At 72.6% G+C, this 22,282-nt stretch carries 21 protein-coding genes; 8 read left to right on the top strand and 13 right to left on the bottom strand.

The window, feature by feature from the left end:
• Positions 1 to 67: 67 nt before the first annotated feature.
• The 6 genes from efeU to AB0M99_RS04675 all read right to left on the bottom strand — a co-directional run bounded on the left by efeU (position 68) and on the right by AB0M99_RS04675 (position 6,781).
• Positions 68 to 904, bottom strand: a complete 837-nt coding sequence (efeU, locus tag AB0M99_RS04650; RefSeq protein ID WP_365917194.1) for an iron uptake transporter permease EfeU — start codon at positions 902 to 904, stop codon at positions 68 to 70.
• Between the two features lie 22 nt (positions 905 to 926).
• Positions 927 to 2,228, bottom strand: a complete 1,302-nt coding sequence (gene efeB, locus AB0M99_RS04655) for an iron uptake transporter deferrochelatase/peroxidase subunit (RefSeq protein ID WP_365917195.1) — start codon at positions 2,226 to 2,228, stop codon at positions 927 to 929.
• 32 nt (positions 2,229 to 2,260) lie between these two features.
• Positions 2,261 to 3,415 carry an iron uptake system protein EfeO gene (gene efeO, locus AB0M99_RS04660; protein WP_365917196.1) on the bottom strand — a complete coding sequence of 385 codons (1,155 nt, stop codon included), beginning with the start codon at positions 3,413 to 3,415 and terminating at the stop codon, positions 2,261 to 2,263.
• Positions 3,416 to 3,603: 188 nt separating this feature from the next.
• Entirely contained in the window at positions 3,604 to 4,467 is an 864-nt protein-coding gene (locus AB0M99_RS04665) for a heme ABC transporter ATP-binding protein (protein WP_365917379.1), read from the bottom strand.
• A 17-nt stretch (positions 4,468 to 4,484) separates the two neighbouring features.
• Positions 4,485 to 5,765: an iron ABC transporter permease gene (locus AB0M99_RS04670; protein WP_365917197.1), complete on the bottom strand. Its 1,281-nt coding sequence runs from the start codon at positions 5,763 to 5,765 to the stop codon at positions 4,485 to 4,487.
• Positions 5,765 to 6,781 carry an ABC transporter substrate-binding protein gene (locus AB0M99_RS04675; protein ID WP_365917198.1) on the bottom strand — a complete coding sequence of 339 codons (1,017 nt, stop codon included), beginning with the start codon at positions 6,779 to 6,781 and terminating at the stop codon, positions 5,765 to 5,767. The genes AB0M99_RS04670 and AB0M99_RS04675 overlap by 1 nt, the downstream gene beginning before the upstream one ends.
• 115 nt (positions 6,782 to 6,896) lie before the next feature.
• On the opposite strand from AB0M99_RS04675, the gene AB0M99_RS04680 reads away from it, so the two are divergent.
• The 3 genes from AB0M99_RS04680 (at position 6,897) to AB0M99_RS04690 (ending at position 10,582) form a co-directional block, all read left to right on the top strand.
• On the top strand, positions 6,897 to 8,348 hold the full coding sequence (locus tag AB0M99_RS04680) for an HtaA domain-containing protein (RefSeq protein ID WP_365917199.1): 1,452 nt from the start codon (positions 6,897 to 6,899) through the stop codon (positions 8,346 to 8,348).
• A gap of 70 nt (positions 8,349 to 8,418) precedes the next feature.
• Positions 8,419 to 9,870 (top strand): HtaA domain-containing protein, encoded by a 1,452-nt coding sequence (locus AB0M99_RS04685; RefSeq protein ID WP_365917200.1) that lies wholly within the window; start codon positions 8,419 to 8,421, stop codon positions 9,868 to 9,870.
• A gap of 19 nt (positions 9,871 to 9,889) precedes the next feature.
• Positions 9,890 to 10,582, top strand: a complete 693-nt coding sequence (locus AB0M99_RS04690; RefSeq protein WP_365917201.1) for a PhzF family phenazine biosynthesis protein — start codon at positions 9,890 to 9,892, stop codon at positions 10,580 to 10,582.
• Between the two features lie 95 nt (positions 10,583 to 10,677).
• On the opposite strand, the gene AB0M99_RS04695 is transcribed toward AB0M99_RS04690, so the two are convergent.
• Both AB0M99_RS04695 and map read right to left on the bottom strand, forming a co-directional pair.
• Entirely contained in the window at positions 10,678 to 11,325 is a 648-nt protein-coding gene (locus tag AB0M99_RS04695) for a biliverdin-producing heme oxygenase (protein ID WP_365917202.1), read from the bottom strand.
• 137 nt (positions 11,326 to 11,462) lie between these two features.
• A complete protein-coding gene (map, locus tag AB0M99_RS04700; RefSeq protein ID WP_365917203.1) occupies positions 11,463 to 12,320 on the bottom strand; it encodes a type I methionyl aminopeptidase in 858 nt (285 codons plus the stop codon).
• 72 nt (positions 12,321 to 12,392) lie between these two features.
• Here map and AB0M99_RS04705 point away from each other — a divergent pair, with 72 nt between their 5' ends.
• Positions 12,393 to 12,629 carry a hypothetical protein gene (locus AB0M99_RS04705; protein ID WP_365917380.1) on the top strand — a complete coding sequence of 79 codons (237 nt, stop codon included), beginning with the start codon at positions 12,393 to 12,395 and terminating at the stop codon, positions 12,627 to 12,629.
• Positions 12,630 to 12,695: 66 nt separating this feature from the next.
• On the opposite strand, the gene AB0M99_RS04710 is transcribed toward AB0M99_RS04705, so the two are convergent.
• Positions 12,696 to 13,301 carry a hypothetical protein gene (locus AB0M99_RS04710; RefSeq protein WP_365917204.1) on the bottom strand — a complete coding sequence of 202 codons (606 nt, stop codon included), beginning with the start codon at positions 13,299 to 13,301 and terminating at the stop codon, positions 12,696 to 12,698.
• An 85-nt stretch (positions 13,302 to 13,386) separates the two neighbouring features.
• Here AB0M99_RS04710 and npdG point away from each other — a divergent pair, with 85 nt between their 5' ends.
• The 3 genes from npdG (at position 13,387) to AB0M99_RS04725 (ending at position 15,152) form a co-directional block, all read left to right on the top strand.
• Complete coding sequence (gene npdG / locus AB0M99_RS04715) at positions 13,387 to 14,103, top strand: NADPH-dependent F420 reductase (protein WP_365917205.1); 717 nt, start codon at positions 13,387 to 13,389, stop codon at positions 14,101 to 14,103.
• A gap of 99 nt (positions 14,104 to 14,202) precedes the next feature.
• Complete coding sequence (locus AB0M99_RS04720) at positions 14,203 to 14,391, top strand: hypothetical protein (protein ID WP_365917206.1); 189 nt, start codon at positions 14,203 to 14,205, stop codon at positions 14,389 to 14,391.
• Positions 14,392 to 14,516: 125 nt separating this feature from the next.
• Positions 14,517 to 15,152, top strand: coding sequence for a VOC family protein (locus AB0M99_RS04725; protein WP_365917207.1), 636 nt, complete (start codon positions 14,517 to 14,519; stop codon positions 15,150 to 15,152).
• 31 nt (positions 15,153 to 15,183) lie between these two features.
• Here AB0M99_RS04725 and AB0M99_RS04730 read toward each other — a convergent pair whose 3' ends face one another.
• Entirely contained in the window at positions 15,184 to 15,984 is an 801-nt protein-coding gene (locus AB0M99_RS04730; protein WP_365917208.1) for a site-2 protease family protein, read from the bottom strand.
• Positions 15,985 to 16,045: 61 nt separating this feature from the next.
• Here AB0M99_RS04730 and AB0M99_RS04735 point away from each other — a divergent pair, with 61 nt between their 5' ends.
• Complete coding sequence (locus tag AB0M99_RS04735; RefSeq protein WP_365917209.1) at positions 16,046 to 19,405, top strand: BTAD domain-containing putative transcriptional regulator; 3,360 nt, start codon at positions 16,046 to 16,048, stop codon at positions 19,403 to 19,405.
• A gap of 60 nt (positions 19,406 to 19,465) precedes the next feature.
• Here AB0M99_RS04735 and AB0M99_RS04740 read toward each other — a convergent pair whose 3' ends face one another.
• The 3 genes from AB0M99_RS04740 to panB all read right to left on the bottom strand — a co-directional run bounded on the left by AB0M99_RS04740 (position 19,466) and on the right by panB (position 22,276).
• Positions 19,466 to 20,320: an ABC transporter permease gene (locus AB0M99_RS04740; protein ID WP_365917210.1), complete on the bottom strand. Its 855-nt coding sequence runs from the start codon at positions 20,318 to 20,320 to the stop codon at positions 19,466 to 19,468.
• Complete coding sequence (locus tag AB0M99_RS04745) at positions 20,317 to 21,318, bottom strand: ATP-binding cassette domain-containing protein (RefSeq protein ID WP_365917211.1); 1,002 nt, start codon at positions 21,316 to 21,318, stop codon at positions 20,317 to 20,319. Before AB0M99_RS04745 ends, AB0M99_RS04740 begins: the two co-directional genes overlap by 4 nt.
• A 97-nt stretch (positions 21,319 to 21,415) precedes the next feature.
• Positions 21,416 to 22,276 carry a 3-methyl-2-oxobutanoate hydroxymethyltransferase gene (gene panB, locus AB0M99_RS04750; RefSeq protein ID WP_365917212.1) on the bottom strand — a complete coding sequence of 287 codons (861 nt, stop codon included), beginning with the start codon at positions 22,274 to 22,276 and terminating at the stop codon, positions 21,416 to 21,418.
• Between the last annotated feature and the right edge of the window lie 6 nt (positions 22,277 to 22,282).

Raw genomic sequence — 22,282 nt, forward strand, 5'->3', positions numbered from 1 at the left:
GCCCCGGCCGCGCGCACCGCGCGTACCGGGGCCTTCGTCATGCGTGCCCGTCATGCCTTCCGCGTACTCAGGAGCGGCTCGGCTGCGGCTGCGCCTTGCTGCGTGTCACGGCCGGGGCCAGGAAGAGCGCCAGCACGGGGATCAGGTACAGCGCCCACACCGTCAGCTGGACCACCGTCGGGTCGGGCTGGAAGTTGAACACGCCCTTGAGCAGGGTCCCGTACCAGCTGTCCGGCGGGACGGCCGAGCTGACGTCGAAGGCCTTGTCGTTCAGGCCGCCCAGGAAGCGGGCCTCCTGGAGGTCGTGGACCCCGTACGCGAGGACGCCCGCGGCCACGATCACCAGCATGCCGCCGGTCCACTTGAAGAACCTCGCGAGGTTGATCCTCAGGGCGCCCCGGTAGAACAGCCAGCCCAGCACGAGGGCCGTGGCGATGCCCAGCAGCACCCCGATCAGCGGCGCCGAGGAGCCCTCGCCGCTCGCCCGGACCGAGGCCCACACGAACAGCGCGGTCTCCAGCCCCTCGCGGCCCACCGCCAGGAAGGCGGTGGCGACCAGCGCACCGGTGCCCATGGCCAGCGCCGTGTCAAGCTTGCCGTGCAGCTCGCTCTTCAGGTGCCGCGCGGTGCGCTTCATCCAGAAGACCATCCACGTCACCAGGCCGACCGAGACGATGGACAGGCTGCCGCCCAGCAGCTCCTGCGCCTCGAAGGTCAGCTCCTGGCTGCCCCAGGTCAGCAGGGCGCCGAAGGCCAGCGAGATCGAGCAGGCGATCGCGATGCCCAGCCAGACGGGGCGCAGCGCCTCCCGCCGATCGGTCTTCACCAGGTACGCCACGAGGATGCAGACGACCAGGCTGGCCTCCAGCCCCTCGCGCAGGCCGATCAGATAGTTGCCGAACACGGCGGTTCCTCTCCGGCGGGGACTACGCGAACAGCGTCCGGCCCCACCAGTCGTCCTTGTCGCGGACGCCCGGCGGGACGGCGAAGACGGCCGAACCCACGTGCTGGATGTATTCGTTGAGGACGTCGGACTTCGCCAGATTGCGCTGGATCGGGACGAAGCCCTTGCGGACGTCGCGCTGGTAGGCCAGGAAGAACAGGCCCGCGTCGAGGCGGCCCAGACCGTCCGTGCCGTCCGTGAAGGAGTAGCCGCGGCGCAGGATCGTCGCACCGTTGTTGGTGTCCGGGTGCGCGAGGCGGACGTGCGCCTCCGGCTTCATCGCCTTCAGGAACGGCTCGTCGCGCTCCTTGGACTTGCCGACCGGTGCGCCCTCGCCCTTGTCGCGGCCGAAGATGTCCTCCTGCTCCTGCAAGGAGGTGCGGTCCCAGGTCTCGATGTGCATCCGGATGCGCCGGGCCACCAGGTACGAGCCACCGGTCAGCCAGTCGCTGCCGTCGCCCGGGCCGACCCACACGTGCTTCTCCAGGGCCGCCTTGTCGGTGCCCGAGATGTTCCGGGTGCCGTCCTTGAAGCCCATCATGTTGCGCGGGGTCTGCTCCTCGGGCGTGGTCGAGGAGGTCTTGCCGAAGCCCAGCTGCGACCAGCGCACCGCCACCCTGCCGAAGCCGATGCGGGCCAGCTGGCGGATCGCGTGCACCGCGACCTGCGGGTCGTCGGCGCAGGCCTGCACGCAGAGGTCGCCGCCGGAGCGGGCCGGGTCCAGGTTGTCGCCGGGGAACAGCTCCAGGTCGACGAGCGCCTCGGGGCGCTTGCCCTCCAGGCCGAACCGGTTCTTGGCGAACAGGCCCGGACCGAAGCCGATGGTCAGGGTCAGGCGGGAGGCCTTCAGGCCCAGCGCCTCGCCGGTGTCGTCCGGCGGAGCCTCGGGCAGGCCGCCGAAGCCGCCCTCGCCCACCGGCCGGCCGGCCGTCATCCGGCGGGCCGCCTCGGTCCACTCCTTCAGGAGCTCGACCAGCTCCGCGCGGTCCTTCGTCTTCACGTCGAAGGCCGCGAAGTGCAGGCGGTCCTGCACCGCGCTCGCGATGCCGGCCTGGTGCTCGCCGTGGAACGGCACGGCCGCCCCGGCCGCGGCCGCCGACACCATGTCCGAGCCGCCGCCGAAGGCCGCCGCCGCACCGCCGGCCGCGGCGGCGCCGAGCGCGAGCCCCGCCCCGCCCCAGCCCAGGACGGAACGCCGCGAGGGCGCGGCCGCTGTCGTCGCGGCGCTGTCGTCGCCGTCCTGCTGCTGCGGCTGCTGCTGCGCCGCCGACTCGGACCCGCTCATCCTGCTCTCCCGCCTGCTTCTGTCTCTGCCGGTTACTTCGCGACCGCGGCGGCGAGCTTGGAGAGCGGCTCGCCGAGGGCGCTGACGCCGTCCGAGAGCTCCTTGCGCTCCGGCTCGCCGACCTTGTCGTACGAGGTGAACTCGTAGGAGGCCTTGTCGGTGCGGTACTTGTCCAGGAGGGTGTTCATCGCCGCGAACTGGGTGTCCAGCTGCTTGGCGAGCTCCGGGTCGTTCTTCGCCGCGATCGGCTTGAGCAGCTCGTACGCCTTCTGCGCGCCCTCGACGTTGGCCTTGAAGTCGACCAGGTCGGTGTGGGAGTAACGCTCCTCCTCACCGGTGACCTTGCCGGTGGCGACCTCGTCGAGGAGCTCCTTGGCGCCGTTGGCCATCGAGGTGGGGGTGATCTCCGCCTGGCCGACCTTCTTCTGCCAGTCGGTCAGGTCCGCCATCAGGGTGTCGGCGAGCTTCTTCTCCTCGTCGCCGATCTTGTTGTCGACCCACAGGGCCTTCTCCAGGCGGTGCCAGCCGGTCCAGTCCTTCGCGGGGTCCTGGCCGGCCTCCAGGCCGTCCTCGCGGACGTCGACCTTCGGGTCGATGTCGCCGAAGGACTCGGCGACCGGCTCGGTGCGCTCCCAGCCGATGCGGGAGGGCGCGTACAGCTTCTTCGCGGCCTCGACGTCACCGGCCTTGACGGCGTCGGCGAAGGCCTGCGCCTTGGGGAGGGTCTCCTCGGCCTGCGTGACCACGTACGCGCGGTAGGCGGCGACCGCGGCGTCCGCCTCGGGGCTGCGCTTCTCCTCGGCGGCACCCTTGCCGGTGGCCTTGACCTTCTGCTTGATGCCGTCGCCCTTCATGCCGGGCTTGCAGACGATCTCGTAGTCGCCCGGCTTGATCTCGGCGGTGATGGAGGCCTTGGTGCCGGGGCCGATGTTCTCGCGCTCGGTCACGATGCGGGCGTCCGGGAAGAGGACGTAGACCTCGGTGACCTTCGAGCCCTTGTTCTCGACGTCGATCTGCACCTTGCCCGCGGGGAACTCGGTCTTCGACACCTCGCAGGCGCTGTCGGAAGCCGCCACCTTGATCGCGTCGTCGCCGCCCGCGTCGCTCTTCTGGGAGCAGCCGGTGACGGCGGTCAGAGCGGCCACCAGGGAGGCGGCGGCGACGACGGTGAGGCGAGCGGGGCGCATGGGGGGCTCCTGGGCGTCGGGCGAAGGGGCCGTCCCAACAGGGAAAGGCCGGTGAGGCGGACCTAACTTAACCGAGGCTTACCTGACCCATACCCACTCGTCCAGTGATTCAGCGCACACCTGCTACCGCCGGATACAGGGCGATCACGGGCCACCCATGGGCCCCCCAATCCCGGGTCAAAAGCAGGTCAAGCCGCCGGATGCCCGTTCCGTACAGCGGAACGGGCACCGTCCGGGCCGCGGACGGGAACCACCAGCGGGGCCCCGGTGCGCGGGTGCGGGAAGACCTCGACCGGCTGCCGGTAGACCAGGCTGAGCAGGTCGCCGTCGAAGACCTCCGACGGCAGGCCGTCCGCCGCGACGCGCCCTTCGTGCAGCACGGCCGCGCGGTCCGCGTACGCGGCGGCCAGGCCCAGGTCGTGCAGGACGACGACCACGGCGTCCCCGGCCGCGGCCCGCTCCCGGCAGATCCGCAGCACCAGCTCCTGGTGGCGCAGGTCCAGCGCGGCGGTGGGCTCGTCGAGCAGCAGCAGCGGGGCCCGCTGGGCCAGTACGCGGGCCAGCGCGACGCGGGCCCGCTCGCCGCCGGAGAGCGCCGAGAAGGGGCGGTCGGCGAAGGCCGTCACCTCCGTGGCGGCCATGGCGGCGGCCACCGCCTCCTCGTCGGCCTCGGCGTACGGGGTGCCCGCCCAGGGGGCCCGGCCCATCCGTACGACGTCCCCGACGGGAAAGGGGAAGGACAGTTCGGCCGACTGGGGGAGTACGGAGCGCCGCAGGGCCAGCTCGGGCGCCGACCAGTCGCCCACCGGGCGCCCGTCGATCCGTACGACCCCGGAGGTCGCCGGCAGGTCCGCGGCGAGCGCGGCCAGCAGCGTGGACTTGCCGGCGCCGTTCGGGCCGACCAGGGCCAGCACCTCGCCCGCCCGGGCGGTCAGGTCGATCCCGGCGAGGACCTCGCGCTCCCCGAGCCTGACGTGCAGGTCCGCGATCTCGGCGAGGGCGTCCCCGGGGGCCGGGCGGGCCGGAACGGTGCGCTTGTGGCGGCCGAACAGCCCGGTCAGCTTGCTGGTCACGCCCAGCCTCCTTGCTTGCGGCGGGTGCGGCGCAGCAGCCAGAAGAAGAACGGGCTGCCGATCAGGGCGGTCAGCACGCCGAGCGGGAGCTCGGCGGGCCGGGCGATCGTACGGGCGGCCAGGTCGCCCGCCATGAGGACGACGGCGCCGGCCAGGGCGCTGCCCGGCACCAGGAAGCGGTGACCGGGACCGTTGGCCATCCGCAGCAGGTGCGGGACCAGCAGCCCGACGAAGGTGATGACCCCGGCCACGGCCACGGCGGCGGCGGTGAGCAGGGCGACGACCAGGATCAGGGCGAGCCGCAGCCGCTCGACGTCGATGCCCAGGTGCCGCGCGGGCCGCTCGCCGAGCGCGAGGAGGTCGAGGCGGCGGGCGTAGAAGGGGGCGGCGAGCAGGCCGGCCAGTGCGCAGGGCAGGACGGCGAGCACCTTGGGCCAGGTGGCCTGGGCGAGGGAGCCGAGCTGCCAGAAGGTGATCTGGTTGACCTGGCCGCTGTCCGCGAAGAAGACGAACAGGCCGATCAGGGCGCCGGCGAAGGCGTTGACCGCGATCCCGGTGAGGATGAGCGTGACGACCTCGGTCTTTCCGCCGTTGCGGGAGAGGAGGTAGACGGAGGCGACGGTGATCAGGCCCGCGACGAACGCGCAGACGGTGATGGTCCAGTTGCCGAAGAAGCTGAGCCCGAGGCCGATGGCGGCGACCGCGCCCACGGCGGAGCCGGCCGAGATGCCGATCACGCCCGGCTCGGCGAGGGGGTTGCCGAAGACGCCCTGCATGAGCGCGCCCGCGCAGCCGAGGCTCGCGCCGACCAGCAGCGCGAGCACGACCCGGGGGAGCCGTACGTTCCACAGCACGCTCTCGCCGACCCGGTCGAGCGGAGCTCCGCCGAGGCCGACGCGGTGCTGTACCGAGGCGAGCACGTCGCCGAGGGGGATCTCGTACGCGCCGACTCCTGTGGAGAGCAGGGCGAGCAGGAGCAGGGTGCCGACCAGCCCGGCGGTGAGCAGTGCGGCCTTGCGGCTGCGCGGCTTCCCGGGTTCTGCGGCTGGATCTTTACCGGTGCCGATGCCGCTTGTCTGCGGGCCCGGTGCCGGCGGGGCAACCTCGGGTCCGTGGGCGCTGGACCGCCCGCCGGGCAATGGCGGCGCCGCCTGACAGGAATCAGCCTCGCCGGCGTTTGAGGCGCGGGGTCCGGGGCGGAGCCCCGGGTCTTTGAGCCGCGCGGGCTGAGCCGCCGCGGCGTCGGCGAGTGCGTCGGAGTCGTACGGCAGGGTCATCACGCGGCCTTGCCGTAGAGCTGCGCGACCAGGGAGGAGAGCACCTGGTCGGTGCGGGGCCCGTAGTTGAGCAGGACGCCGTCGTCGATCGTGACCACCCGGCGGTCCATGCCGGCCGGGGTCTGGGCGACGCCCGGCACCTTGACCAGGCCGTCGACGCCGCCGACCGATTCGAGGCCCTTCGACATGACCAGGATCGCGTCGGGCGCGGCGGCCGCCAGGGCCTCGCTGGTGATCGGGGTGAAGTCCTTGCCCAGCCCGGAGTCCTTGCCCGTGTCGACCGCGCCGGCCGCCTCCAGCAGTGAGGCCGCGCCGGAATCGGAACCGCCCAGCAGGTAGACGGAAGCGGTGCCGCGCAGGTAGAGGAAGGCCACCCGGGGCTTCTTGGCCGAGGCGGTGGCCGGAACGTCCTTGCGGGCGGCGGCGATCCGCTCGGCGGTGCGCTGGTTCAGCCGGGCCCCGGCGTCCTTGACGCCCAGCGCGGCGGACACCGCGTCGATCCGCTTCGGTACGTCGTCGAGGCTCTTGGCGGGGGCGAGGACCAGGACCGGGATGCCGGCGTCGCGGATCTGCTGAATCGCTTCTGCGGGACCGCTGGTGGTCTCCGCCAGCACCAGCGTCGGGCGGAGCGAGAGCACGCTCTCCGCCGAGACGTCGTGGCCACGTGTCACCACCGGCAGTGCCGAGGCCTGTTCGAAGGTGGCGGTGATGTCCCGGGCCACGACCCGGTCGCCGAGCCCCAGCGTGTGGACGATCTCGTTGAGGCTGCCGGTCAGCGGTACGAGCCGGTCCGCCGAGGCGACCGTGACCCGGGTCCCGTCCACCGAGGGCACGGTCACCGGCAGAGCCGGAGCCGGCGCCGGGGTGAGCGGCTCCACCCGGTCCGGGGCGGCGGCGGGGCGGGCGGATGAGCCCGGAGTGGTGGCCGTACCTCCGCAGCCCGTGAGCGCAAGTGCCAGTGCTGCCAAGGCAAGAGCGATACGGGGAATGCGGTGTGACGCGGCGGGCGTAGGCACGAAGGCACCGTCCTGATCGTCCGACTGAGGTTGTGGGGACCGGGGGGTTCCGTACCCGGCCGGGGATAGCTTAGGTTAGCCTAACCTTGCTTGCTAGACCCTGGAGGGGACATTCATGCCCGCAAGACCCGCCCGTACCCTCGCAGTCGCCCTGTTGGCGGCCCTGCTGGGGGCCCTGCTCCCGGCCGCCGCCGCCCATGCGGGCACCGTGCAGGGGGGTCGGCTCGACTGGGGCATCAAATCGTCTTTCCAGAGTTATGTCACCGGGCCGGTGGCGAAAGGTTCTTTCAAGCTGAAGAGCGGCGCCGCCACCGTGGGCGGCAGCCTGTTCCGCTTCCACTCGGCGAGCGGCTCCTACGACCCGGACTCCGGCACCTTCGAGGCCTCTTACTCGGGAGGGGTCACCTTCCAGGGGCACCAGAAGCCCGACGGCGCCCACGAGCTCGACATGACCGTCAGCCGGCCCACCGTCAAGATCTCGGGCGGCCGCGGCACTCTGTACGCGGACGTCTCCAGCAAGGCCAAGGACACCGGCGCGGTCACCAGCCAGTCCCAGGTGCCCTTCGCCACGCTCGGCGTCGGCGGCATCGACATGAAGGGCGGCCGCAGCCCGCTGACCCTCACCAACGTCCCGGCGACCCTGACCGATCAGGGCGCCAAGGCCTTCGCGGGCTACTACGCCGCCGGTGCGCAGCTCGACCCCGTCTCGCTGTCCGCCGACGTCAAGACCGCCCCGGCCGCACAGCAGCCGACGGCGCCCACCGGGACCCCGCAGGCACCGCAGACCCCCGAGACCTCGCAGGCCACCTTCGCCGACGCCGCCGTCGACTGGGGAGTGCGCCGCACCTTCCGCGAGTACGTCACCGGCTCCATCGGCCAGGGCAAGTGGACCCTCGCCGAAGGCGCCCAGGACGGCGGGGCCCTGTTCCGCTTCCCGCAGGGCAAGGGCTCGTACGACGGCCAGAAGGGCGTCCTGGACGCGGCCTTCGCGGGCACGGTCCGGTTCACCGGCGCCGACCTGGACCTGAAGTTCGGCAAGGTGAGCGTCAAGGTGGAGAACGGCAAGGGCGTCCTGTCCGCCGACGTCACCACCGCCGCCGGGACCAAGAACGCCGTCGCGCTGGTGGAGTTCGACGCCGGGGGGCTGAAGACCGAGGGCAAGCTCGCCACGCTGACCGAGGCCCCGGCCACGCTCACCGAGGGCGGGTCCGAGGCCTTCAGGACCACGGCCCTGTCCTCCATGTACAAAGCGGGCACCGAGATGGACCCCGTCTCGCTCGCCGTCGCCCTGGAGTCCGGCGCGCAGCTGCCGGCCCTGCCCGACCTCGGCTCCACGGCCCCGCCCGCGGCAGCCTCGCCGAGCGCCCCCGCTCCCGCCGCCACCGGAGCCGACGCGGAGGGGTCCTCGAACACCGGGCTGTACGTCGCCCTCGCGGTGGCCCTGCTGGTCCTGGCGGGCGGTGCCGCCTTCCTGGTGGTCCGCAAGCGCCGTACGACCGGTGCGACCGGTGCGGACGCCGCGACGGACGCGCCGGCCGAGGCCCCGGCCCCGCCCGGCGCGCCGTAGCGCCGCACCGCCCCGCCCCGCCCCGCCCATCTCGCCTTCCTCTTCCCTCTGCTTCAGGAGACCCCCAGCCATGTCCTCGAACCGCCGCCCGATCAACCTCGCGGCCGCCGTCCTCACCGCCGCCGCCCTCGGTGTCACCGCCTTCGCCATACCCGCTACGGCCGCGGGCGAGGCGGCCCCCGGCGCGGCCCCCGCCGCGGCACCGGTCATGAAGGTCATCGGCGGCACGTTCGACTGGGGCGTCCTGGAGCGGTACCGCAAGTACGTGACGCGCCCGGTCGAGCAGGGCGGCGCGGGCGGAACCATCACGGGCTCCGACGGGGCCAGGGTGAACGCCGACGGAACTTTCCAGCTGGGGGCGGTCGGTGGCGCGTACGACCCCGCCGCGCACACGGTGAAGGCCGCCTTCAAGGGTGGAGTCACCTTCGCCTCGCCGGCGCACGGCTTCGAAGTCACGCTGTCCGACTTCCGGTTCGACACCGCCACCCAGAAGGTCACGGCCGACGTGGCGAAGAAGGGCGCGGAGACCAAGCAGGACGTGCCGCTCGCCGACTTCGTCGCCGGCCGCAGCACCGAGAACCTGCCCACCAAGATCACGGAGCAGGCCGCGGCCGAACTCGGCGGCCCCTACAAGGGCGTGGACGGCGACCCGCTGACGGTGAAGCTGGAGTTCGAGAAGCCCGCCTCGCCGAGCGCCACGCCCAGCTCGACCCCGTCGTCCAGGCCCACGCCCACCCCGACCCCCACCCCCACCCCGTCGAGGACGGCGACCACCACCGCGCAGCCCACGGCGACGGCGACCGCCGACGGCCCGCAGAAGGTGCTCGGCGGCAAGCTGACGTGGGGCGTGAAGGAGTCCTTCCGCCGCTACGTGCAGAGCGCGGGCTCGATCACCCCGGCCGGCGGGGCCGTCAAGAGCGGTGACCTCTTCGACTTCGCCTTCGGCAAGGGCGAGCTGGACGCCAAGAAGCAGAAGCTGAGCGCCTCCTTCGAGGGCAACCTCCGCTTCCAGTACGCGGCCCACGGCATCGACATGAGCTTCGCCAACCTCCGCGTCGAGGCCACCGGCAAGGCCGGCACCCTGTACGTCGACGTCACGAACGCCTCCGGCACCAAGGCGGGCGTCCCCTTCGCGACGCTCGACCTGTCGAAGACCGACTACAGGACCAAGGGCGGCGTGCTCGCCCTGAACGCGGTCCCGGCGGCCTTCACCGCCGAGGGCGCGGCCACCTTCGCCAACGCCACCACCGGTTCCATGTACCACGCGGGGGACCCGGTCGACCCGGTCAGCTTCTCCGTGGCCGTCGACAAGGACGCCACCCTCTCGGCCACGGGCGGCACCACCGGTGGGACCGCCGCCGGCGGTTCCACGGCCGGAGGCGCCGGTTCCGTCGGCGGAAACCTCGCCACCACCGGCTCCGAGATCCCGGCGGGGACCCTGCTCGGCGCCTCCGCCGCGGTGATCGCGGCCGGTGCGGGCGCGGTGTTCCTCGGGCGCCGCCGCCGCACGGTGCTGAGCTGACCCGTGTTTGAATGCCCGCGTGAACGATCTCGATGTCCTCAAGGTCTTCTGCGCGGGTGACGGCCGGTACGGCAACCTGCTCGGTGTCGTGCGCGACGGCCGGACCTGCCCCGACGACCGGTCGCGGCAGGAGCTGGCCGCCGAACTCGGCTACAGCGAGACGGTGTTCGTCGACGACCCCGAGCGCGGGGTCGTCGACATCCGCACCCCCGGCACGCGGATGACCTTCGCCGGTCATCCGCTGGTCGGGGTCGCCTGGTTGCTCGACATCGGGGAGCTCCAGCCGCCGGCCGGTTCCGTATGGGCCCGCGACGACGGGGAGTTCACCTGGATCACGGCCCGCCCCGAATGGGTCGCGGGCAAGCGCACCGAGCAGTACGCCACCGTCGCCGAGGTCGAGGCGCTGCCCGCCCCGCCGCCCGGCGAGGGCTGGCTGTACGCCTGGGCCTGGGAGGACGAGGCCGCGGGGCGGGTCCGCGCGCGCGGCTTTCCGCGCCGACATTCGTGCGGCGACAGCCGCTCCTGTGGAGCCGGGGCTTGCCCCGGGGGAGCCATCGTCGAGGACGAGGCCACCGGCTCGGCGGCGATCCTGCTGACGGCCGAGCTGAACCGCGCCCTGAACATCACCCAGGGCGCGGGCTCCCAGATCCTCACCGCCCCCGGACCGGACGGCACGGTGGAGATCGGCGGCCGCGTCCGCTTCGCGTCGTAGGGCGGCGCCCGCACTTCACGGGACGTACGCGAGAGGGCCGGCCCGGTGCGCCGTGCACCGGGCCGGCCCTCTCGCCGTAGGCCTCGCCGTTCTTGCTACGCGCTCAGCGGGAACTGCTCGCCCAGCTCGCGGAAGACCGCGCCGTTGAAGTCGAAGGCGCGCTTGCACTCGTCGATGATGCGCTGCTTCTCCAGGTCGTCCGCGGCGATCGCGTCCAGCAGCTCGCGGTAGGTCCGCTTGAAGGCCGCCGGGTTGGAGATGTCCGCGAAGACGTAGAAGCGGACGCCGTCGCCCTTGCGCTCGAAGCCCCAGGTCCGCTCGGCCTTGTCGCGGATGATCTGGCCGCCGGAGAGGTCGCCCAGGTAGCGGGTGTAGTGGTGGGCGACGTACCCGCCCGGCCACTGGGCGGCGCACTCCGCCACGCGGGCGGCGTAGGCCTCCGTGGCGGGCAGCGCCACGACGCTCTCGCGCCAGTCGGCGCCCAGCAGGTGCGCGAGGTCCCGCTCGATCTCGGCGACGCGCATCAGCTCGGGCTGGATGAACGGGCCGGCCACCGCATCGTCCTTCAGGGACTCGGCGGCGTCCTCCAGGGCCCGGTAGACGAACCACAGCTGCTCGGTGTAGCGCGTGTAGGCGTCCACCCCGAGCCGGCCGCCGAGCAGGTCGCTCATGAAGGTCGAGGTCTCTGCCTCGGTGTGCTGCTCGTGCGACGCGACACGGATGACGGTCGAGAAGGCGTCCAAGACGGACCTCCGGAGGAAGAGGAAACGGGCGTGGCAGCACTGCCGCCACACCTGATCCTCTTACTTAGGCTTGCCTAAGTCAATGTGTTCCCGACGCCTTGTCGGTAAAAAAATTCCAGCCGGGCTCCACCGGAGGGCTACGGCAGGGTCAGGATCTCCGTCCCGGTGTCCGTCACCACCAGGGTGTGCTCGAACTGCGCGGTGCGCTTGCGGTCCTTCGTGACGACCGTCCAACCGTCCGCCCACATGTCGTACTCGTGGGTGCCCAGGGTCAGCATCGGCTCGATGGTGAAGGTCATCCCGGGCTCGATGACGGTGGTGGCGTGGGGGCTGTCGTAGTGCGGGATGATCAGGCCGGAGTGGAAGGACGAGTTGATCCCGTGGCCGGTGAAGTCACGGACCACGCCGTAGCCGAAACGCTTCGCGTACGACTCGATGACCCGGCCGATGACGTTGATCTGGCGGCCCGGCTTGACGGCCTTGATGGCCCGGTTCAGAGCCTCGCGGGTGCGCTCCACCAGCAGCCGCGACTCCTCGTCCACGTCGCCGCACAGGTACGTGGCGTTGTTGTCGCCGTGCACTCCGCCGATGTACGCGGTCACGTCGAGGTTCACGATGTCGCCGTCGCGCAGGACGGTCGAATCGGGGATGCCGTGACAGATGACCTCGTTGAGCGAGGAGCACAGGGACTTGGGGAAGCCGCGGTAGCCCAGAGTGGAGGGGTACGCGCCGTGGTCGCACATGTACTCGTGGGCGACCCGGTCCAGCTCGTCGGTGGTCACCCCCGGCGCGATCAGCTTGGCGGCCTCTTCCATCGCCCGGGCGGCGATGCGGCCGGCGATGCGCATGGCCTCGATGGTCTCGGCCGTCTGCACCTCCGGTCCGGTGTACGGAGTGGGCGCGGGCTTGCCCACGTACTCGGGCCGGCGGATGTTTCCGGGAACGGAACGGACGGGAGAAAGCTCGCCTGGTACGAGCAGTGACTGGCCAGACATGCAAGCGAGTGTATCCAGCGGGGATGGGGCAGCATGGCGGCAGAGAGCGGTATCGAGAGGAGCCTGACGACGATGGCCGTGTTCAAGAAGCGCCAGGTGGGCAAAGCGGGCGAGTGGTACTACTGCCTGGTCCACCACAAGGTCGAAGAGGGACCCGAGTGCCCCGCCAAGGACCGGTTCGGCCCCTACGGCACCCCCGAGGAAGCCGCACGCGCCATGGAGACGGCGCAGGAACGCAATCTCGAATGGCAGAACGACCCGAAGTGGAACGACAAGACCCGTGAGGAAGAAGAGGGCACGGCCCAGTAGCGGGGCCCGGGTCCGCTCCTGGGCCCGGGTCCGGATCCGGCCCCGGGTCCGCCGCCCTCGGACCGGCTACCAGCGGCTGGGCGGCGGCGCGGTCAGCTGATCGGCCAGCCGCGCCAGCCGGTCCCGCAGCCCGCGCGGCCCGCGCTGCACGGGCAGGCTGTTCTCCCCGGCCGCCGCGCTGACCAGGTGCTGCACCGTGTCCAGGTCCAGCTCGGCGGAGCCCTCCGGCACCGACAGCGCGTCGTGCGCGAGCGTCCCGAGATCCGGATCGCCGCCGTCCAGGGACAGCACGGTCGCTCCCGCCCGGCGGGCGTCGTGGACCCGCTCCAGCAGCCCCTCGCCGGGCCGCTCCGGAGCCACCACCAGCAGGGTGTGCCCGCGCCGGGCCGCCTCCAGCCGGCTCAGCCCGACCGACAGGTGCGCCGGCTCCCCCGGCAGCACGCGGTGGCGTACGAGCGTGGGCGCCAGCTCGGGAAGCCCGGACCAGGCGGCCTCGTCCACCAGGTGGGCCGCCAGGTGCCAGGGCTCGTACTGCGCGGTCCCCACGAGCAGCAGACCACCGCCGGCCGGCACCACGGCACGCCTCAGCGAGCCCGCGAAGCGCCGCGCGGCACCCGGCCACTGCGTACCGGCCAGCACCTCGCGCAGCAGCGCGACTCTCACGGCGTCCATACCGGCATCCTGCACCATGCAACGGACATACGGGAGCGCTTCCCCGCTCTTCGACTGTGCGGTACTCGGCAGTACCCTCGCCCCCATGACCTCCACAGACAGCACGCAGCAGACCCCCGCCAAGGCGCCGGCCAAGGACCCGTGGGACCTGCCGGACGTCTCCGGCCTCGTCGTCGGCGTCCTCGGCGGCACCGGCGACCAGGGCCGCGGCCTCGCCTACCGGCTCGCCCGCGCCGGACAGAAGGTGATCATCGGCTCCCGCGCCGCCGACCGCGCGCAGACCGCCGCCGACGAGCTGGGCCTCGGCGTGGAGGGCGCGGACAACGCCGAGTGCGCGCGCCGCAGCGACATCGTGATCATCGCCGTGCCGTGGGAGGGCCACGCCAAGACCCTCGAAGCACTGCGCGAGGACCTCGCGGGCAAGCTCGTGGTGGACTGCGTCAACCCGCTGGGCTTCGACAAGCAGGGCGCGTACGCCCTCCAGGTCGAAGAGGGCAGCGCGGCCCAGCAGGCCGCGGCCCTGCTCCCGGACTCCCGCGTCACCGCGGCCTTCCACCACCTGTCGGCGGTCCTGCTCCAGGACGAGTCCATCGACGAGATCGACACCGACGTGATGGTCCTCGGCGAATCCCGCGCCGACACCGACCTCGTCCAGGCCCTGGCCGCCCGCATCCCGGGCATGCGCGGCGTCTTCGCCGGCCGCCTGCGCAACGCGCACCAGGTCGAATCCCTGGTCGCCAACCTGATCTCCACCAACCGCCGCTACAAGGCCCACGCGGGCCTGCGCCTCACGGACGTCTGAGCCGCACGGCGGGGGCCCGCGCCCTTACACGGGCACTGCGGGGCATGGGGGACACTGGAGGGGCTCGACCCGCTTCAGTGTCCCCGAGGAGTTCCTTCCATGCCGCGCCTTGCCGTGTTCGCCATCGTCGTCTGCGTCCTCGCCATCGCCGCGGCCGTGGTCGCCTTCGTGGAGGGCAGCTTCCTCGGCATCGTCTGGGTGCTCATGGCGGGTGTGACGTCCAACATGGCGTGGTTCTACATGCGCAAGGCCAAGGCCCAGAAGGCCGCGGGCGCCGCCCGGCGCTAGGCCGTCTCTTGAGGATGACCGATCCGCTCCGCGGCTGAATCCGCGGCTGAAGCCGCCGGGGGACGCGGCCGGGGCGGCGGGCGTGGCGTCGGGATTTGTGCGGGTTGCCGGGTGATGATGGCGCGGTGCGACTTGATCACGTGTCCTATGCGGTGGCCCGCGACAGCTTCGTCTCGACCGTCCAGTGGATCGGATCGGCCCTCGGTGCCGGGTTCGTCGACGGGGGCGTGCACCCGCGGTTCGGCACCCGCAATTTCATTCTCCCGCTGAGCGGCGGCACCTACGTCGAGGTCGTCACCACGCTTGACCACCCCGCCGCCGACCGCGCACCCTTCGGCCAGGCGGTCGCGCGCCGCGCCGCCGAGGGCGGCGGCTGGCTCGGCTGGGTGGTCTCCGTCGACGACATCACCCCGGTCGAGGCCCGCCTCGGACGCACCTCGGCCGAGGGCCACCGTGTCCGCCCCGACGGGTTCGACCTGAGGTGGAAGCAGATCGGCCTGCTGGAGCTGCTGGAGGACCCGCAACTGCCCTACTTCCTCCAGTGGCTGGTCCCCACCGAGGAGCGCCCGAGCGCCGAACCGCGCACCCCCACCACCATCCACGGGGTCTCCATCGCCGGCGACGCCGCCTCCATCGCCGAATTCCTCGGCGAACCGGCCGACCACCCCCTCGACCAGATCGACGTCACCTGGGTCGAGGACGAGGAACCGGGCCTGGTCTCGGTCGAGTTCGCCACCGTCCACGGCCCCGTCACGATCTGACCAGGGGCCCGACCGTCCCGCCAGACACCCCCTAGTCGACCGGGACCGCGCAGAAGCCGTCGCCGTCCTGCCAGAAGCGGTAGAGGTCGCGGCCGCAGTACGTCTCCAGGTCGGTCACGCCCAGCGCGGAGAGGACGCCGTTCACCGCGTCGAAGAAGAACGCGTTGACCTCCGGGATCCACAGCAGCGCGAAGACGGCGATCAGGCCGAACGGGGCCAGTGGCGCCACCTCGCGGCGGACCCGGTAGGAGAGCCAGGGCTCGATGATGCCGTAGCCGTCGAGGCCCGGCACCGGCAGGAAGTTCAGGATCGCCGCCGAGACCTGGAGCAGCGCGAGGAACGCGAGCGCGAAGCGGAACGGCACCGGGACCCCGTCGAGGGCGTTCAGCCAGAACGGGGCGGTGCACACGGCCGCGAAGGCGACGTTCGTCAGCGGGCCCGCCGCCGAGATGAGGCTGTGCTTCCAACGGCCCTGGATCCGGTCGCGCTCGATGTACACCGCACCGCCGGGCAGGCCCAGCCCGCCCATGATCACGAAGAGCACCGGCAGGATGATGCTGAGCAGCAGGTGCGTGTACTTGAGCGGATTCAGCGTCAGATAGCCCTTGGCACCCACCGACAGGTCGCCGCTGTGCAGGGCCGTGCGGGCGTGCGCGTACTCGTGCAGGCACAGCGAGACGATCCACGCCGACGTCACGAAGAGGAAGACGGCCAGGCCGGTGCTCGTCGAGTACCCCGTCCACACGGCCCACCCGGTCACCGCCATGACGGCCGCGATGCCGAGGAATACGGAACTGATCTGCCGCTCGCCGCGGCTGCCCTGGTGACCCATGCGGCGAAACCTATCCCGGGCCCCGGCCCGGCCGGGGCCCGGGGCCGGGGACAATGGGCCGGTGCGCTACGTGATTCTCGGCACCGCCCAGGCCGCCCGCGACGACGGCACCCCCGTCGCCGTCGGCGGAGCGCGCCTGCGCGCGCTCCTGACCGCGCTCGCGCTGCGGCCGGGGCGCGCGGTGCCGGCGCCGCTGCTCGTCGACGAGGTCTGGGCCGGGGACCCGCCCGCCGACGGCGTGGCCGCCCTCCAGGCGCTGGTCGCGCGGCTGCGGCGGGCGCTGGGGCACGGGGCCGTGCGTTCCGAGGAGGGCGGGTACGTCCTGGCCGCCGCCCGGGAGGACGTCGACCTCTACCGCTTCGAGCGCCTCGTACGCTCCGCCGCGGCCGAGCCGGACCCCGCAGGCGCCGCCGCACTCTACGACGAGGCCCTCGCGCTGTGGCGCGGCCCGGCGCTCTCGTCCCTCCCCGACCCGGTCCGGGAGGCCGCGCGCTGGGAGGCCGTACGGATGGACGCGCGCCGGGGCCGACTGGAGGCGGCCCTGGCCCTGGGCGAGGCGGAGCGGGCCCTGCCCGAGCTGGCCGCACTGTGCGGGCAGCAGCCGCTGGACGAACCCCTGCACGCGCTGCGCATCCGGGCGCTGCGGGACGCGGGCCGCCCGGCGGAGGCACTGGCCGCCTACGAGGAGGTCCGGCGCGACCTCGCCGCCCGCCTGGGCACCGACCCGGGACCCGCCCTGCGCGCCCTGCACGCGGAACTCCTGGTCCCGGACCCGGCCCCGGTGGCCCCGGCCGCAGTGGCCCCGACGACCCCGGCGCCGAGGCCCGTACCGCCCGACCAGGGCAATCTGCGGGCCCGGCTGACCACCTTCGTCGGCCGCGAGGAGGACATCCGGGCCATCGGGGAGGACCTCGCGCGGGCGCGGCTCGTCACCCTGCTCGGCCCCGGCGGAGCCGGCAAGACCCGGCTCTCGCAGGAGGCCGCCGAAGCGCACGCCGCCAAGGCGCACACCGAGGAGGGCGGCTGGCCCGACGGGGTGTGGCTCGTCGAGCTGGCACCCGTCGACGGACCGGCCGACCCCGAGGAGGTGGCCGAGGCGGCGCTCGCCGCGCTCGGCGCACGCGAGACCAAGCTGCGCGGCGCCTCCGCCGAGGAGCTGCGGGCACTGACCGACCGGGCCGGGGACGAACCGCTCGGCCGGCTCGCCGAACACTGCGCGCGCCGCCGCCTCCTGCTGCTGCTCGACAACTGCGAGCACGTCATCGACGCCGCCGCCGAGCTCGCCGAACGCCTCCTCACGCACTGCCCCGGCGTGCAGATCCTGGCCACCAGCCGCGAACCCCTGGGCGTCCCCGGCGAGCTGCTGCGCCCGGTGGAACCGCTGCCCGACCCGGTCGCGCTGCGGCTGCTGGCCGACCGCGGGGCCGCCGCCCGCCCCGGGTTCACGCCGGACGAGGACCCGGCCGCCGCCGCGGAGATCTGCCGGCGCCTCGACGGGCTGCCGCTCGCGATCGAGCTGGCGGCCGCCCGGCTGCGGCTGCTCACCCCGCGCCAGATCGCCGACCGGCTCGACGACCGCTTCCGCCTGCTGACCACCGGCGCGCGCACCTCCCGTACGCTGCTGCCCCGCCAGCAGACCCTGCGCGCTGTCGTCGACTGGTCCTGGGACCTGCTGGACGCACCCGAACGCACCGTCCTGCGCCGCCTGTCCGTCTTCGCCGGCGGCTGCGACCTGGCCGCCGCCGAGGCCGTATGCGCCGAGGACGACGGCCCCGAGGGCGACGGCCCCGCGGCCTGGGACGTGGCCGACGTACTCGGCTCCCTCGTCGACAAGTCCCTCGTCGTCGCCGCCCCCGGACCCGACCGCTCCGGGATGCGCTACCGGCTCCTGGAGACCGTCGCCGAGTACGCCGCCGAGCGGCTCGCCGAGGCCGACGGCGACCGCGAGGCCACCGAGCACCGCCACCTCGTCCACTACCGCGAGCTCGCCCGGACCACCGAGCCGCTGCTCCGCGGCCACGGCCAGCGTGCGGCGGCCGACCGGCTCGGCACCGAGTACGAGAACATCCGTACCGCCCTGCGCCGGGCCGTCGCCACCCGGGACGCCGACGAGGTGCTCTGCCTCATCCACTCCTTGGGCTGGTACTGGCACATGCACGACCTGCGCAGCGAGTCCCGGCACTGGACCGAAGCGGCCGTCGGACTGGGTCCCGACCCCTTCGTGGCGCCCGTCGTCCCCGCGGAGCCCGTGTACGAGCGGCTCGTCGACACGCCCCCGCCCTACAGCGGCGAAGTGCTCACCGAGGCCTGGCGCGCGGTCCACCTGGTCCGGCTGGCCGCCCGCGACCAGACCAACGAGGAGTGGAACACCCCGGGGGTCCGCGCCCAGGTCGACGGCATGCTCGCCACCTACCGGCCCGGACTCCCGCAGACCTGCCGGACGCCCGCCTCCCTCTGGATCTACGCCGTCATGATCTCCGGCGACCCCGGGCTGCTCCAGCTGGTCGTCGACGAGACCGTCGCCACCGCCCGCGCGCTCGGCTACCGCTGGGAACTGGCCTCCGCGCTCCAGCTCCGCGCCAACATCCTCGCCAACCGGGCCGACTGGGCCGGCGACGCCTCCCGCGACGCCGACGAGAGCCTGGCCCTGTTCCGCGAGCTCGGCGATGCCTGGGGCTGCGCCGAGGCGCTCTCCGCCCGCGCCGAGTCCCGGGAGAAGCGCGGCGAGTACGGCCTGGCGGCCCGGGACTTCCGCGAGGCGATCGCGTACGCCGAACGGCTGGGCGCCAAGGCCCAGGTGACGGTCCTGCGGGTGCGGATGGCCGGGACCCTCGTCGAGAGCGGCGAGATCGCGGAGGCCGAGGAGATCCTCACCGAGATCGTCGCCACCGTGGCGAAGTTCGGCAACGAGGCCATGCCCGCCGCCCGGATGTTCCTCGCGGGCATCCTCGGCCGCACCGGGCGGATCCCCGAGGCCCGCGCCCAGCTCCGCATGCTGCGCGAGGAGTTCGCCTTCGGCGCCTTCGCCATCTTCGACGGCTTCCTGCTCGGCACCATGGCCTGGCTGGACAACCAGCAGGGCAGGTACGAGGAGGCGCTCGCACACCTCCGCCAGGCCGTGGGGACCGTCCAGGACCCGCTGGTCCGGATGGTGGCCCCGCAGATGCCGGCGGTCTACCTGATGACCGCGGCCGTCTCGCTGGTCTCGCTCGGCGGCCCGCGGCGGGAGTACGACGCGGCCCGGCTGCTCGGCGCCTACCGCGCCCACCTGCCGCCCCGGCACTTCCCCGTCACCACGGAACGCGAGGACGCCGCCCGGGCCGAGGAGCTGGCCCGGGCGGCGCTCGGTGACGCCGCGTACGAGGCGGCGCACGCCGAAGGCGGCGGCCTCACCCTGGAGGAGGCCACCGCCCTGGTCTGACCCGGCCCCCCGTGCGGGGCCCGTCCCGGGACGCGATCCGGACCGGACCTTCGTCCCGGATCAGGTCTTCTGGCGGAACTTCCGTACCGCGAGCGGCATGGTGACCGCCGTGATGGCCAGCGACCAGCCGAGGGTCATCCACACGGAGTGGGCGACCGCTCCGCCGTTGATCAGGCCGCGCGCCGCGTCGGCCAGGTTGGACAGCGGGTTGTAGTCGGTGAAGGACTGGAGCCAGCCCGGCATGGTGGACGGCGGGGCGAAGATCGAGCTGCCGAACTGGAGCGGCATCAGGACCAGCATCGCCATGCCCTGGACGGCCTGAGCGGTCTTCATCGTCAGACCGAGCAGGATGAAGATCCACATCAGCGAGGCGCCGAAGACGGTCGACAGGCCGATCGCCAGGAACAGGTCCAGCACCGAGGTCTTGATCGACAGGCCCAGGATGAAGCCCACCGACAGCAGGATCGTGATCGCGACGAGCATCCGGCCCACCTCGACGACGATCTTCGCGAGGAGCACGGAGGACCGCGCGATCGGCATGGACCGGAAGCGGTCCATGACGCCCTTCTTGAAGTCGTCGTTGACGCCGGTGCCGACCGCCATCGAGATGTTCATGCCCATCATGGCCATCAGGCCCGGGATGACGTAGTTGACGTACGCCTCCTGGTTGCCCTTGCCGGAGATCGCGCCGCCGAAGACGAACACGAACAGCAGCGTGAAGATGATCGGCATGAGCACGGCGTCGAACATCGACTCCGGGTCCTGCTTGATCTGCAGCGCGTTGCGGCGCACCAGGGCGCCGATGTGCCGCAGGTTGGCCCGCAGGCCGATGCGGCCCTCGTCGGGCGGCTCGGCGGCCGGGACCCGGGCGGGCGCGGTGTCGGCGGGCTGCTTCGTCGTGGTTACGGTGCTCATGCCGCGACCTCCTCGGTCATCTCGATGGTGGGCTTCTGGCCGGTGATCGACAGGAACACCTCGTCCAGGCTGGGCAGGTAGGTGCCGAGGTCGGCGATCGCGTACCCGCGGGCGGCCAGCAGGCCCACCACGGCGGTCAGCTGCTCGTCGCTCAGGATCGGGACCAGCAGCACGCCCTCGTCCGGCACCGCCTGGGAGCCGGCGAGCCCGTCCAGCCCGGTCTCCGCCAGCGCGCGGGCCATCCCGGGCAGGTCGGAGGGGTCGACGGGGCGGACCTTCAGGGTCCGGCCGCCGACGCGGGCCTTCAGCTCGTCGACCTTGCCGTTGGCGATGACCTTGCCGCGGTCGATGACCGTCAGCTCGCTGGCGAGCTGCTCGGCCTCCTCCATGTACTGGGTGGTGAGCAGGACGGTTGCGCCCTCGGCGACCAGCCGCTGCACCTCGTCCCACACCTCGTTGCGGGTGCGGGGGTCCAGGCCCGTGGTCGGCTCGTCCAGGTAGAGGACGGCAGGGTTGCCGATCAGCGAGGCGGCCAGGTCCAGCCGGCGGCGCATGCCGCCGGAGTAGTTCATGGCGGCCTTCTTGGCCGCCTCCGTCAGGGAGAACCGCTCCAGCATCTCGTCGGCGCGGGTCCGGGCGTCCTTGCGGGACAGGTCGAGCAGCCGGCCGATCATGTAGAGGTTCTCCCAGCCGGAGAGCTTCTCGTCGACCGAGGCGTACTGGCCGGTCAGGCCTATGGTGCGGCGCAGCTGCCGCGGCTGGCGGACCACGTCGAAGCCCGCGACCGTCGCCGTTCCGGCGTCGGGGGTGATCAGGGTGGAGAGGCAGCGTACGAGGGTGGTCTTGCCGGCGCCGTTGGGGCCGAGGACCCCGAGGACGGTGCCCTCGCGGACATCGAGGTCCACACCGTCCAGGGCTCGTGTTCCCTGAGGACCGCCGTAGTGCTTGACCAGCCCCCGCACCACCACGGCATTGGGGTTCTTGTCGTTTCGCGTCATGTCCACCATGGGACCAGGCGCCACTGACAGCCCGCCGACAGATGACCGACAGCCCGCCGATGGACGCATCGGCGGGCTGTCGGTACCGGTGGACGTACTAGTGGAAGGCGTGCTCCGCCTGCGGGAACGTTCCGCCGACCACGTCCTCGGCGAAGGCCTTCGCCGCGTCGCCCATCGTCCGGCGGATGTTCGCGTACTGCTTGACGAAGCGCGGCAGCTTCCCGCTCGTCAGGCCCATCATGTCCGTCCACACCAGCACCTGCGCGTCGCACTCCGCGCCCGCGCCGATGCCGACCGTCGGAATGTGCAGGGACCGGGTGACCTCGGCGGCCAGCTCGGCCGGGACCAGCTCCAGCACCACCGCGAAGGCGCCCGCGTCCTGCGCGGCCTTCGCGTCGCGCAGCAGCTGGTGCGCGGCCTCGTCGCCGCGGCCCTGCACCCGGTAGCCCATGGCGTTCACGGACTGCGGGGTCAGGCCCAGGTGCGACATGACGGGGATGCCGGACTGCACGATCAGCTCGGTCTGGGCCAGCGAGCGCTCGCCGCCCTCCAGCTTGACCGCGCCGACCCCGGCCTCCTTGACGAGGCGGGTGGCGCTGCGCAGCGCCTGCACGGCGCCTTCCTGGTACGAGCCGAACGGCAGGTCGCCGATGATCAGGGCCCGGCTGGTGCCCCGCACCACGGCCGCCGACAGCAGGGTCATCTCGTCCATCGTGACCGGGACGGTGGTCTCGTAGCCGAGGTGACAGTTGCCCATCGAGTCACCGACGAGCATGACCGGGATGCCGGCCTCGTCGAAGACCGACGCGGTCATCGCGTCGTAGGCGGTCAGCATGGGCCACTTCTCGCCGCGCTCCTTGGCGAGGGTGAGGTCGCGGACGGTGATGCGCCGGGTGCCCGTGCCTCCGTACAGGGTGGGGGAGGCGGCTTCGCGGGCAGGCGAAACGGCATGCGTCATTGCAAC

Source organism: Streptomyces sp. NPDC051183, assembly GCF_040682455.1.
Classification (GTDB): Bacteria; Actinomycetota; Actinomycetes; order Streptomycetales; family Streptomycetaceae; genus Streptomyces.